At 44.2% G+C, this 13925-nt stretch carries 12 protein-coding genes; 3 read left to right on the top strand and 9 right to left on the bottom strand.

Annotated features, from left to right (window positions below):
* Positions 1–128 precede the first annotated feature (128 nt).
* Both murI and btuB read right to left on the bottom strand, forming a co-directional pair.
* The gene (murI, locus tag BM329_RS13305; RefSeq protein ID WP_092554072.1) at positions 129–992 is read right to left on the bottom strand and encodes a glutamate racemase; all 864 of its coding nucleotides are present in this window, start codon (positions 990–992) and stop codon (positions 129–131) included.
* The gene (btuB, locus tag BM329_RS13300) at positions 937–2775 is read right to left on the bottom strand and encodes a TonB-dependent vitamin B12 receptor BtuB (RefSeq protein ID WP_092554075.1); all 1839 of its coding nucleotides are present in this window, start codon (positions 2773–2775) and stop codon (positions 937–939) included. Before btuB ends, murI begins: the two co-directional genes overlap by 56 nt.
* Positions 2776–2992: 217 nt before the next feature.
* On the opposite strand from btuB, the gene trmA reads away from it, so the two are divergent.
* Positions 2993–4093, top strand: coding sequence for a tRNA (uridine(54)-C5)-methyltransferase TrmA (gene trmA, locus BM329_RS13295; RefSeq protein ID WP_092554069.1), 1101 nt, complete (start codon positions 2993–2995; stop codon positions 4091–4093).
* A gap of 81 nt (positions 4094–4174) precedes the next feature.
* Here trmA and BM329_RS13290 read toward each other — a convergent pair whose 3' ends face one another.
* Entirely contained in the window at positions 4175–4552 is a 378-nt protein-coding gene (locus tag BM329_RS13290) for a YijD family membrane protein (RefSeq protein WP_092554066.1), read from the bottom strand.
* A gap of 34 nt (positions 4553–4586) precedes the next feature.
* Positions 4587–5237 (bottom strand): HTH-type transcriptional repressor FabR, encoded by a 651-nt coding sequence (gene fabR / locus BM329_RS13285; protein ID WP_092554063.1) that lies wholly within the window; start codon positions 5235–5237, stop codon positions 4587–4589.
* A 225-nt stretch (positions 5238–5462) separates the two neighbouring features.
* On the opposite strand from fabR, the gene sthA reads away from it, so the two are divergent.
* On the top strand, positions 5463–6860 hold the full coding sequence (gene sthA / locus BM329_RS13280) for a Si-specific NAD(P)(+) transhydrogenase (RefSeq protein ID WP_092554061.1): 1398 nt from the start codon (positions 5463–5465) through the stop codon (positions 6858–6860).
* Here sthA and oxyR read toward each other — a convergent pair.
* The 5 genes from oxyR to argC all read right to left on the bottom strand — a co-directional run bounded on the left by oxyR (position 6852) and on the right by argC (position 12422).
* A complete protein-coding gene (gene oxyR / locus BM329_RS13275; protein ID WP_092554058.1) occupies positions 6852–7769 on the bottom strand; it encodes a DNA-binding transcriptional regulator OxyR in 918 nt (305 codons plus the stop codon). The genes sthA and oxyR overlap by 9 nt on opposite strands.
* A gap of 98 nt (positions 7770–7867) precedes the next feature.
* On the bottom strand, positions 7868–9241 hold the full coding sequence (gene argH, locus BM329_RS13270) for an argininosuccinate lyase (RefSeq protein WP_092554055.1): 1374 nt from the start codon (positions 9239–9241) through the stop codon (positions 7868–7870).
* Between the two features lie 115 nt (positions 9242–9356).
* Positions 9357–10568, bottom strand: coding sequence for an argininosuccinate synthase (locus BM329_RS13265; protein ID WP_092554052.1), 1212 nt, complete (start codon positions 10566–10568; stop codon positions 9357–9359).
* Between the two features lie 17 nt (positions 10569–10585).
* Positions 10586–11359 (bottom strand): acetylglutamate kinase, encoded by a 774-nt coding sequence (gene argB / locus BM329_RS13260; protein ID WP_092554049.1) that lies wholly within the window; start codon positions 11357–11359, stop codon positions 10586–10588.
* Positions 11360–11417: 58 nt separating this feature from the next.
* Entirely contained in the window at positions 11418–12422 is a 1005-nt protein-coding gene (gene argC, locus BM329_RS13255) for an N-acetyl-gamma-glutamyl-phosphate reductase (protein WP_092554046.1), read from the bottom strand.
* 120 nt (positions 12423–12542) lie between these two features.
* Here argC and argE point away from each other — a divergent pair, with 120 nt between their 5' ends.
* The gene (gene argE / locus BM329_RS13250; RefSeq protein ID WP_092554043.1) at positions 12543–13700 is read left to right on the top strand and encodes an acetylornithine deacetylase; all 1158 of its coding nucleotides are present in this window, start codon (positions 12543–12545) and stop codon (positions 13698–13700) included.
* Positions 13701–13925 lie beyond the last annotated feature (225 nt).

Raw genomic sequence — 13925 nt, 5'->3', positions numbered from 1 at the left:
GACTTCCCGCCGCGGCATGTCTCAGCGCAGCGTCGGTCAGTGGTGGCGCATTATAGGGAGTTTTCCGCCGCTGACAAGAGTTTTTTTCAAAAAAATTACCGACAGCTGATTATTACGGCAAATCTCACTTAAATTGGTAGTTTTTTCAGCACAGGGAAACCATATTCACGTAAAACGGGACGCAAAGCTTCACTATTTGCTTCTATTTTTGTGCAATAAGCCAAGTTATTTTCAGTTGTTAAAAACAAATCACCCTTATTTTTAACCAACCATGCCGTTCGGCGAGCAATTGCAACCCCTGAATCAACTAATCTTGTTCCAGCGGGTAAAATTTGCGAGAGTTCTTCTGCTAACAGGGGAAAATGAGTGCAACCCAAAATAACAGTATCCGGTGGTTCTTTCATTCTCAGCCATGGCTTCAATATTTTTTCCAACTCTTCTAGTGGAACATCATTGCCGTGCAACTTCCTTTCAGCCAATTCTACCAATTCAGCAGATCCTATTGAATGTACCTGACAATCTGCAGAGAATCGGGTAATTAATTCTTTGGTATAGTCACGATTCACTGTAGCACGTGTCGCCAATAAGCCCACAATACGGTTACAACTCAGTTTTGCCGCTGGTTTGATTGCAGGAACAACACCAACAATAGGAAAGGGAAAGTGTTCGCGTAAGGTGGGTAAACTGACTGTACTGGCAGTATTACAAGCGATAACAACAACTGCCAAATGGTGTTCTTTCTGAATAATATCAATAACCTGAATAACTCTTTCAATAATCACTTCAGCTGTTTTTTCGCCGTAAGGAAATGCTTCATTGTCGAAAGCATATATATAGTGGAGATCTGGCAATAACTGTAGAACCTCTTGATAGACAGATAAACCACCCACTCCGGAATCAAAAACCAGAATCGTTGGACGGGCGGTCCTATTTAAATCAGAAGTTGTAGCTGCCGATGAGGTAGTATTCTCTTCCTGGAGTGCGATAGCCATAGGCTGTCTCATAATTTTTATCAAACAGATTAGCTATTTTAGCACGAATTATAAGGTGGTCAGTGATTGGATATGAGGCGTTGATGTCCCATAGACTTACACCTGCCAATTTCACTGTTCTCGGAGGGAACCCTCTATAATCTTGATCATAACGCTTACCAATATATTGATAAGTTATCCCCCAATCAACATTGAAAGTTTCCCAGTCTAATTGGTATTTAACTTGCTGTTTAGCTCTGCGAGTTAATTGCTGATCATTGCCATCACGCGGATCAACATACTGTAATGTGAGCTGATGTTGAAATATGCCAGTATCTATTGTCCCCGTCCACTCAACACCTTTTATTTTAGCCTTACCAATATTTTCATAACGGTCATTGCTAAAATTTATCAACTGTTCAATTTCATTATGATAAACAGACAAACGCCAATTCAGTGGACCTGTCAATCCTTCAATACCACCTTCCCATTGTTTACTTTTCTCTGGTTTAAGGCTTTCATTGCCCCATTGGCTATAAAGTTGGTGCAAAGTCGGAGCTTTGAACGCTGTTCCATAGGCAACGATGAAACGATAACCATCAATGAATTCCCAGCTCGCTCCAGTTTGCCATGTTGTATTCCAATCATATTCAGAATGATTATCTGAACGCACTGCGCCTTCCAATGTGAAATCATGAATTCTTTGCTGTGCCGTCAAGTACAATCCTGTGTTATCGACATCTTTTTGGACGGGGATGCTATTGGAACCTGCGGCTACCGATTCCCGCTTCCAATCCACGCCACTACTGATCGCGCCATGACCAACTTGCCATAGATTTCCCCATTGAACATTATATTGTTTGGAATCACTCAGGCTGGTGTTTTTGCCATAACGCCCGTCGTCAGGAGCGTGATTATAATCTTTCACATGGCTGTAACTGGCAATTAGTTGTGAAGAGTAAATACCTTGGTTAAATTGAATTCCGGCATCATAAGTACGGCTGAATAATTCGCGAGTATCGGTATCGCCGATACTCCATGCATCATAAGCTGTCCGGTTATTAAACCCATAGGTTCGAGCAAATCCACTAACTTGCTCATTTACTTTGTGATCTATTTCCAGCCACAGCATTTTACTCATAAAGCCATCACGATCCGGCTGACGATACCCTCCTGTTTTACCATCAACAATCACATCAAACCCTTTGGTATAGGTATAGCCTGCCGCCGCTGTTAATAAGGTATCCTCACTGAGTTTCTGCTGGGTTGAACCGTTATAGTTCTGATATCCATTCGAACCAATACCGGCATTCAGTGTGGTTCCCCGTTGTTCTCTCTTTGTGATGATATTGATTACACCACCGATGGCATCAGAGCCATATACAGCAGAGCGAGCGCCACGGATATATTCTATCCTTTGCACCATTGAGATAGGGATCTGGCTAAAATCAGCAGAACCCGTAATACCAGCCTGATTCAAACGAATACCATCCACCAGCACCAGAGTATGATTTGAATTTGTGCCACGAACAAATAAGGATGAATGCTGTCCAATGCCACCATTCTGTGCAATATCAACACTCGGCAAACGGCGTAAAACATCGACTAAGCTACTGGATTGCCACTTATCTATATCTTCACGAGTCACTACCGTCATTGGTGCTAACACTGAGGAAATCGGCTGCTTAAAACGATTGGCTGTAACGACTATCGGATCTTGATTATCCGCAACTGCAACATGACTCCAGCCAGGAAACACGGTCACAGACACAACAGAAAAAAGGATATGTTTTTTATTTGACATAAGATTTGTGATGAGAGAATGTGTGGTATCTGACTTTTTATGCATCCAATATGCGCCTAACTATAAAGGGTCATGCTACGATGAAGATCTTAAGGTGTCCAGAACCCTTTCCCATCAAAAAAAGAAGCTGATAAACCAGAAAACTGGACATCCTTTACGCTTCACCTACAATGCCGCTCGGAAATTTTTCTTAACGCGACCATACGAGAACCAGATAATGCAGAGTGCTTTGTCAACGGAAAATTATGAAAATCAATTGATGGAGAAGGTCCATCGTCTAAAAGGAATGATGTCCCCCTTTAGTGTACCTGAGCCTGAAGTTTTCCGTTCTCCGGCATCACATTACAGAATGCGGGCCGAATTCCGTATCTGGCATGAGGAAGATGACCTCTATCACATTATGTTTGATCAGCAAACCAAGCAGCGTATCCGCATCGATCAATTTCCGGTTGCCAATCAACTCATCAACAGCATGATGCAGGCCATCATTGCGGGTGTAAAAGATAACTCTATATTACGCCACAAACTGTTTCAGATAGATTACCTTTCCACTCGTAGCAACAAAATCATTGTCTCCCTGCTTTACCATAAAAAGCTGGATGATGAGTGGCGTGAACAGGCAATCGCTCTGCGTAGCCAATTAATGGCAAAAGATTTTGATGTCCAACTTATCGGACGCGCAGCAAAAACCAAAATCATGCTCAATCACGATTATATAGATGAAGAGTTGCCTGTTGCTGGTAACACCATGATTTACCGCCAGGTTGAAAACAGCTTTACGCAACCCAATGCCAGCATCAATATTCATATGCTGGAGTGGGCGATTGATGTCACTAAAGGCTCAAAAGGCGACCTGCTTGAACTATATTGTGGTAATGGCAATTTCTCTCTGGCACTGGCGCAGAATTTCGACCGAGTACTGGCAACGGAAATTGCTAAACCTTCAGTTGCTGCCGCACAATTTAATATCACAGCCAATCAGATTGATAATGTCCAAATTATCCGTATGTCAGCGGAAGAATTTACGCAAGCGATGAATGGTGAGCGGGAATTTAATCGACTGCAAGGGATTGATTTAAAAAGTTATCAATGTGAAACCATCTTTGTTGACCCCCCACGCAGTGGATTGGATGAGGAAACTGTCAAAATGGTTCAAGCGTACCCACGCATCCTGTATATTTCCTGCAATCCAGAAACGCTCTGCCAGAATCTGGAAACACTGACACAAACTCACCATGTCAGCAAACTGGCACTGTTTGATCAGTTCCCATATACCCACCATATGGAATGTGGTGTACTACTCGAAAAAAGAGGCTAGTCGTCGTCAAATTGTCCAAAAATAAAAACGCCACAGAGCTATTCTTGTGGCGTTTTTATTGAACCATGAGGCCAGAAACGATCAGTTTTGGCTTTCTGAAGTCAGTATCGCCTGCTGTTTACGCCCTTTCACCTTTAGATAAATCCAGAATATCAGTGCAGTACCAATGACAACAGGAAAGAAATTAGAGCCAATTTCCGGATATTCCATCCGAATAAATGCGCTGTACATGAACATTCCTAAAAAGAAGCATCCTATTGTTAGTTTTGGTAATCCTTCGGCCATTGGATAATTCAAATAACGTTGATGGAGACAATACAGAGAAAGTACCAGTGCAATAATTGGAAAAATGGAAAAAGAAATATAAGAATTGAAAAATGTTGAGAAAGTTCCGTGTGTTGCCAGACCAACGATAAGAGCCAGCAACATTGTACTTTTATCTTGGCGGTATTGTTCCATCGTATTATTCTCCTTTCATTATTATTCAGAAAGTTCAGGGATCGTTTTTAGGGACAGTGTTTTTTTCTTGCTCACGACGATACCAATAATAAGCGCCCTTGGAAATCATGCGGAGTTGTAAAACTAAACGTTCTTCGAGACGACATCTTTTCTCCTCATCAATATCCAACGCTTCTGCGCCTGCGCTGAATACAATGGTTACCATCGCCTCGGCTTGTATTTCAGTAAAATGACGTGGCATATGACCCGCTTGCTCGAGGTAGTCTGCCAGTTCAGCAATAAAATGTTGGATTTCTCGTGCTACAGCCGCACGAAATTCAGCCGATGTACCAGAACGTTCACGCAACAGCAGGCGGAATGCATTAGGATTGTTGCCGATGAATTCCATAAACGTTGAGACAGACGTTCGAATGACACTGCCACCCTTTGCAATACGCTGGCGAGCCTGACGCATCAATTGGCGTAACATCAAACCACTTTCGTCCACCATCGTCAGCCCTAATTCATCTACATCCCGAAAATGACGATAGAAAGAAGTCGGTGCAATACCCGCTTCCCGAGCCACTTCCCGCAGACTCAAGCTGGTGAAACTACGTTCAGCGCTAAGTTGACTAAATGCCGCTTCAATCAGGGAACGACGGGTTTTTTCTTTCTGTTTTGCTCTGATTCCAGTTACGTTACTCACAAAAATCCTGATCTGTCTCAGCTCGATAATGGGGCAAATATAACAGATTCTGCTTAGTTTGCTGTGATTGTTCTCTTAAAGATATTATTCGGGGTATTTCTATTTTATTTCTAAATTCTATTTTATTTCTAAACAATGAGATAAAAACCATATGCTCATTGGGTTATTACTCCAACTAATGTTAAGATAGCGTTGTTATTTTGTGTAAAAACAGGTCTTTCCTCTATGCAATATACTCATTTTGATGCCATTGTGATTGGCTCTGGTCCCGGTGGGGAAGGAGCAGCAATGGGGCTGGTAAAACAAGGTAAAAACGTTGCAGTTATAGAACGTTATAATAATGTCGGTGGTGGATGTACCCATTGGGGAACTATTCCGTCGAAAGCTCTCCGCCATGCCGTCAGTCGCATTATCGAATTTAATCAAAACCCTCTCTACAGTGATAGCTCCCGTATTCTTCGTTCCTCGTTTTCTGAAATCCTGCGCCATGCTGAAGTGGTGATTAACCAGCAGACCAAAATGCGCCAAGGGTTTTATGAACGCAATCGGTGCCGAATGTTTTCCGGAGAGGCAACTTTTCTTGATGAACATCGGGTAAGTGTGCGTTATGCTGATAATAGTGTTGATGTATTAAGTGCGGACAAAATAATCGTTGCCACAGGTTCTCGTCCCTACTGCCCTCCTGATGTCAATTTTACCCATTCCCGTATTTATAACAGCGATACCATCCTGCAACTGGATCACGAACCACGCCACGTGATTATCTACGGTGCAGGAGTCATCGGCTGTGAATATGCTTCCATCTTCCGGGGATTGGGCGTTAAGGTTGATTTGATCAATACACGTGATCACCTGCTCTCTTTCCTTGATCAAGAGATGTCTGATGCCCTGTCCTATCACTTCTGGAATAGTGGCATTATCATCCGCCACAATGAAGAATACGAAAAGATTGAAGGTGTTGATGATGGTGTGATTGTTCACATGAAATCCGGCAAGAAAGTTAAAGCAGACTGTCTTCTGTATGCCAATGGCCGAACGGGTAATACAGATACGTTAGGGTTGGAAAATGTCGGATTGGAAACAGACAGCCGTGGCTTGCTCAAAGTTAATCGCGTCTACCAAACCAACAATAAAAATATCTACGCAGTTGGTGATGTCATCGGCTATCCAAGTTTAGCTTCTGCCGCCTACGATCAGGGTCGCATTGCGGCAAAAGCAATGACAACAGGCGAAGCTGATCTGCATCTGGTGGAAAATATCCCCACGGGAATTTATACCATTCCTGAAATCAGTTCCGTCGGCAAAACAGAGCAGCAACTGACCTCAATGAAAATTCCTTATGAGGTAGGACGCGCCCAATTCAAGCATCTGGCAAGAGCACAGATTGCAGGTATGAATGTTGGCAGTATCAAGCTCCTGTTCCACCGTGACACAAAACAGCTTTTGGGTATTCACTGTTTTGGCGAGCGGGCCGCAGAGATCATCCATATCGGTCAGGCCATAATGGAACAAAAAGGTGAAGGCAATAATATCGAATACTTCGTTAATACTACCTTCAACTATCCAACAATGGCGGAAGCTTACCGTGTTGCAGCACTCAATGGGCTAAATCGGCTATTTTGATGTTTTTTCGAGTTCGTCTAAATAATTGCCCATTTTAGTTCGGATCGCCTCTGCCAATTGCTCATAGCTACCACGCAGAGGTGAACCGGGACGATAAACCAATATAATTGAACGTTGAGGTTCCGGCCCTTTGCATTCCAGATAACAAATACCATCACGCTTACCCTCTTTTGGAACTGCTAAGACAGGCAGCAAGGTAATGCCACCCCCTGCGGCCACCATATTACGCAGCGTTTCCAAACTGGTTGCCCTGAAATGCATATCTTCTTTAGCACCTGCCTGAAAACAAAAACCCATCGCTTGATCACGCAAACAGTGTCCATCTTCCAGCATCAATAATCTCTCGCCAGACAGTTCATTCATTTTGATTTGAGTTCTCTCTGACCACTTATGGCCTTCATACACCGCTAATTTCATCGACTCCTCAAAAAGCGGTACCTTAATAAATGCTTCTGTTTCTTTCACCAAGGCCAAAATCACACAATCAAGCTTTCCACTATCTAACTGTGCCAGCAGATTTTGGGTTTGAGCTTCATACAGGTACATTTCCAATTTAGGAAATAATTTATGCAGCGCAGGAATGATAAGGGGCAGGAGATAGGGACCGACTGTCGGGATAAGGCCAATATGCAGCGGCCCAAACATACTTTCCCCTTGAAGGGAAGCCATCTCCTGCAAGATCTTCACTTCCCGCAATACAATTTTGGCCTGTTCCACCAGCAACATACCCTGTTGGGTAAATAATACCTTGCGGCTCGTGCGCTCCAACAGCATCACGCCCAACTCATCCTCCAGCTTGCGGATTTGACCGCTCAGTGTTGGTTGGCTGACATTACAGGCATTAGCAGCTCGACGAAAGTGCCGATATTCAGCAAGTGCTACAAGGTATTCCAGATCTCGGATATTCATTCCCAACCTCAGCATTTGATATCAATGATAGTATTGATCAATGAATCATTATATCCACGAGCACAAAAAACTATCAACAGATTGTGTTATTAGTTTTTTTACCTAAATCGCTGCTTCGCCTGAACAATCGCTTGCTGCACTTGCTCATGTGCAACACCACCTTTTGCCAGACGCTTATCCAGACAAGATTGCAGTGATAAAATATCATAAACATCCACAGAAATGGCATCACTGAATTTTTGCAATTCAAACAGAGAAAGCTCTTCCAGCGCCTTACCTTTAGCAATGGCAACCACTATAGTTTCACCGACGATATGGTGTGCCTCACGAAATGGAACCCCTTTTGCAACCAGATAATCCGCTAATTCAGTCGCATTGGCATACCCTTGCTTCGCAGCCTCTTCACAGCGAGAACGTTTCACTTGAATACCATCCAGTACCAATGCAGCCATATGCAGGCAAGCCAGCCATGTATCCAGTGCATCAAACAAGCCTTCCTTATCTTCCTGCATATCTTTATTGTAAGCGAGGGGAAGCCCTTTCAACGTCATCATCATACCGGTTAAGGAACCCTGAACCCGGCCACATTTACCACGAATAAGCTCCAACGCATCAGGGTTTTTCTTTTGTGGCATCAAAGAAGAGCCGGAAGTGACCCGATCTGATAATTCAACAAACCCTGCTTCCCCACTGTTAAAGAAAATCAAGTCTTCCGCGAAACGGGAAAGATGAATCATGCTAATACTTGCACCTGACAACAACTCCAAAACATGGTCGCGATCAGAAACACTGTCCAGACTGTTATTTGTCGCCGAAGCAAAACCAAGCCATGATGCCAATTGTTCCCTATCGATATCATAAGCAGTTCCAGCTAGTGCACCACATCCCAACGGGCTGACATTCAACCGTTTCAGTGCATCTTGCAAACGACTTTCATCACGGGCCAACATTTCCACATAAGCAAGACACCAATGAGCAAACGTGATGGGTTGCGCCCGCTGCAAATGGGTATAACCCGGCATTACTGCATCCTGATTATTCTCAGCCGTGATCACCAACGCCTGTTGTAACTCGACAAGTGCTTTCTGAATATGGACAATCTGATCTTTGCACCATAATTTTAAATCCGTCGCAACTTGATCATTACGGCTTCTCCCCGTGTGAAGTTTTTTACCCAAATCTCCCACTTTCCCGATAAGTTGCCCTTCTACCCAACTATGAATATCTTCCGCATCGCTTTGTAAAATGGCCTTGGGGTTGGTTCGCACTTCATCCAATAGCTCGTTCAAAGCCAGTTCCAGCTTTTGTTGCTCTCCTGAAGTTAATACTCCTACCGTAACTAGTGCTTTTGACCATGCTACCGAGCCTACAATATCCTGCTCTGCCAAACGATAATCAAAACGCAGTGAATCGTTGAATTGCTTGAATTGCTGATCGGCTTCCTGACTGAAACGCCCGCCCCAAAGTGCCATAATATCGTTCCTGTTATATACCCGTCGTCTTTCAAGTTGCAGCTTTGTTGGCTGCGCTGCATCTTGAAATCCATTGGGTATATCTAATTACTGTTGATTGCCAAGAATTGGTTCACTATTTTTTACTGTTCAGCGCACGAATGCGTGAAGAAAGCGAATACAGGCGGATAAAACCTTCGGCGTGACTGTGGTCATACACCTCATCTTCACCAAAAGTGGCAAACTCTTCAGAATAGAGGCTATAGGCAGATTTTTTCTGCACTGCGGTCACCTGTCCTTTATACAGTTTCAGAACAACTTCACCGCTGACACTGACAGCCAACGTTTCAGCTGCGGCTTGAATTGACCGACGCAACGGAGCAAACCAACGCCCGTCATAAACAACATAAGACATCTCCAATCCCAGCTGCTGACGCCATTTGAAGCTATCACGATCCAGAACCAACTGTTCAATACCACGCAACGCCTCCATCATGATGGTTCCCCCCGGTGTTTCATAACAACCACGGGATTTCATGCCCACCAAACGGTTCTCTACAATATCAATCCGGCCAATGCCATGCTTAGCCCCTAACTCATTCAGCGCGTTAAGGCACTGATACGGTGAGAATGCCTGACCGTTCACACCAGCCACTTCACCTTTTTCAACTGTCACCGTAACATATTCTGGTTCATTCGGTGCATCTTCGGGTTCTGCTGTCCATACCCAACAATCTTTATTGGCCGCATTCCATGTGCTTTCCAAAACACCACCTTCGGTTGAAATGTGCCATGCGTTTTCATCACGGCTATAGATTTTTTCCAGCGTCGCGGTAGTGGGGATATCACGCACTTTCAGGTAATCCAGCAGTGCCTCACGGGAACGCAAATCCCATTCCCGCCACGGGGCAACCACTTTCAGATGCGGTGCCAGCGCGGTATACGTGCTTTCAAACCGAACCTGATCATTACCTTTACCGGTTGCACCGTGGGCGACAGCATCCGCTCCTACTTTCAGCGCCAGTTCAACCTGAGCCTTGGCAATGATTGGGCGAGCCATTGATGTGCCAAGCAGATAGCTACCTTCATATAACGCACCCGTTTTCAGCACGGGATAAACATACTCTTTGATAAACTCTTCACGCAGATCGACAACGTGACATTCAGAAGCACCGGAACGCAATGCTTTCTGCTCCACACCATCCAAATCTTCACGACTTTGCCCAACATCAGCAACAAATGCGATGACTTCACAATTACCATAATTCTCTTTCAGCCACGGAATAATGGCGGAAGTATCTAAACCACCTGAATATGCCAGAACGATTTTTTTAATATTTTTAGTCATAGAAGTAACCTTTTTAATTACGCCAGAATTCGTGTGCCAACGGGTATGCCATTAAATAAAGCAACCAACTGCTCTGCATGTCGCCAACTCGCAATATCCACGGGTTGCCCAAGTGTTTTTGCCGCATCTAATGCTGCTTTTACTTTCACTATCATGCCGTCGGTAATAATGCCCTGTTCAATTAACTGTTCGATCCTTTCCGCCGTGGCTTCCGGGATTTTTTGACCTTTTCCGTCCAGAATTCCGCTGACATCAGACAAAAAAACCAAATCCGCATTTAACACCTGAGCGATGGCAGTTGCCGCTTGATCGGCGTTCACATTCATTAATTCACCATGTTCGGTGATACCGATTGAGCTGATAATCGGAATATAGCCCACATCCAGCAAAATTTTCAGGAGATCGGGTTTCCCCGGCAGCGCTTTTCCTGTGTGCCCAAACTCTTTATCAAGTTGGGATACCTTCACAACGTCTCCGTCTCCCAGACATAACCCAATAACGGGTAAACGGAGCTTTGTTGCCCATGCCAACAACTTTTTGTTAGCAGTCCCTGCCAATGTGCCTGCAATAATGTCGATTTGATCTTCCGGTGTGACCCTTATGCCCTGTTTCTTTAAAATCGGCAACTGCAATTTCTGCATCAGCTTATCAACCAAAAAACCACCACCATGCACAATAATCAGCGGACGCTGATGAGTTTTTCGGTATAACTGCAACGTAGTAAATAACCGCTCCAGCGCTTCTTCATTGTCTAATAACACACCACCCAACTTGATAACTAACGGAACCATCGGCTTTATCCTCTGTCAGTATTAAAATTTGTCGGAATCTTAATTTTTCGGCATGAACTTAAAGCAACGCCAGCGTTTCTTCATACCCAAAACGAATATTCATGCACTGCACCGCCTGTGCCGCTGCACCTTTCAACAAATTATCCTCAGCACCCACAATAATCAGATGTTGCCCCTGAACAGCAAAACCAATATCGCAGAACGGCAAACCAACGACAGCTTTCAACGCGGGGAATCCTTCGCTGTATAAACGAACCAATGGTTTATCGTGATACGCCTGCTGATAGGCTTCACTAACCTGTTCTTCTGTTACACCGGATTTCAATTTGCAAGTGATTGTGGCCAAAATCCCACGTGAAAAATTGCCCAAATGAGGTGTGAAAATCACTTCAGTGCCTAAATGCGTTGCAATTTCAGGTTGATGACGATGATTAAAAACACCATAAGGCTGCAAACTCACTTCACAAAAGCTGCTGGTGATTGATGCCTTCCGCCCTGCACCGCTGACACCACTGACCGCATTGATGACAGGCCAATGCCCGGTATCCAGTAAATTTTTTTCAAGCAATGGCTTCAATGAAAGTTGGGAAACAGTGGGATAACATCCGGGAACCGCAATCAATCGAGCTTGCTTGATTTCTTCTGCCTGCCACTCTGCCAGCCCGTACACAGCTTGCGCTAACCATGCGGCATTTTTATGCTCGAACCCGTAGTATTTTTTATAAAACTGTGTATTTTGTACTCGGTAGGCACCTGATAAATCAAACACAATACAGCCCGCTTCCAGAAATAACGGTGCAATGTCATGACTGACTTCATGAGCAGTTGCGAGGAAAACTACATCAATACCTTTCGCTGCTTCAAATACATCAGTCAATGGTTGTAAGGACAAATCAAGGATGCCCTTATATTGCGGATGAAGTTTTGAAAAAGACTTCCCCGCATCTGAGCTTTGAGAAGAAACCATCAAGCCACAGATGTGGGCATGGGAATGACGTTGCAGATATGCGGCTAACTCAGCTCCGGTATAACCACTGGCACCAACTATCAGTGTATTCAGCATGGAATTTATTCACCTTATTAGGGTTAACCAACGAATTAGTGTTAACCAACGATACAATTGCATTTATATGCAATTAATTTGCATTAATATTGATACTATTATGAGTAAGGGCTGTCAACAGTGAATATGAAATTACCGTCATTTATTAAGTTATATCATCAGCTCATCGCAGCTCCATCTATCAGCGCAAATGATGCTGAACTAGACCAAAGTAATGAAGTTGTTATCAATCTACTGGCGGAATGGCTAAAAGAGATTGGTTTTTCGATTAAAGTTCAACCCGTCCCTGAAACCCGGGGCAAATTCAATCTACTGGCAACATTGGGTAGAGGTTCAGGTGGTTTGCTGCTATGTGGTCATACGGATACTGTCCCTTTTGATGAGGGACGCTGGACACAAGATCCATTCACACTGACAGAGCGCGATGGCAAGTTATATGGTCTCGGCACGGCGGATATGAAGGGCTTTTTTGCCTTTATCATTGATGCAGTGCGGGATATTGATGCCAGCAAACTGTCTCATCCCCTCTATATTCTGGCTACTGCTGACGAAGAAACATCAATGGCAGGTGCACGTTATTTTGCTGCCAATGCCAACATTCGGCCTGATTTCGCTATCATAGGCGAACCCACATCATTACAGCCAATCCGCGCCCATAAAGGGCATATGTCCCAAGCAATCCGCATAGAAGGAAAATCAGGGCATTCCAGTGATCCGGCACGGGGCATCAATGCTATTGATCTGATGCACGAATCCATCACCCAGCTGATAAAACTACGTAATACTTTGCGGGAGCGTTATCACAACCCGGCTTTCGTCATTCCTTATCCCACCATGAATTTCGGCCATATTCACGGCGGAGATGCCGCAAACCGCATTTGTGCCTGCTGTGAACTGCATATGGATATCCGCCCGCTTCCCGGACTGACCTTGCAGGATTTGAACGGATTGCTGAATGACGTACTGGAACCCGTGAAACAGCGCTGGCCGGGACACCTGAGCGTAACAGAACTTCACCCACCCATTCCGGGTTATGAGTGCCCGACAGACCACAAACTGGTTGGCGTGATTGAAAAATTGTTGGGAACAAAAACGGATACAGTCAATTACTGTACGGAAGCGCCCTTTATTCAGGAACTGTGCCCAACATTGGTCTTGGGACCGGGGTCGATTGAACAGGCGCATCAGCCCGATGAATTTTTGGACATGGCATTTATTGAACCAACAAGAAAACTACTTTCACAGCTTGTAGAGCATTTTTGTTTGGATGGTGGTTAACTTTCACTACATATAATAACCTCAGTGAGTACATTGAGGCTTTTCGTTTTGTCTCTATTAAGAGTGGGCCGAAAATGTAGTAGTACATTAAATCCGGACACCTCAAAAGCCTGCTAATGTTATTAACATAATAATGAGGTATGACAATGAAATTGAAACCGACCAAACCGACCAAACGCCACTATTCCGTTGAATTTAAGCTGGAAGCGGTTCAGCAGGTTGTTC

The organism is Xenorhabdus koppenhoeferi (assembly GCF_900116635.1).
GTDB lineage: Bacteria > Pseudomonadota > Gammaproteobacteria > Enterobacterales > Enterobacteriaceae > Xenorhabdus > Xenorhabdus koppenhoeferi.
Note: the sequence above shows the minus strand (reverse complement) of the source record. Positions and strands in the feature narration are given on the sequence as shown.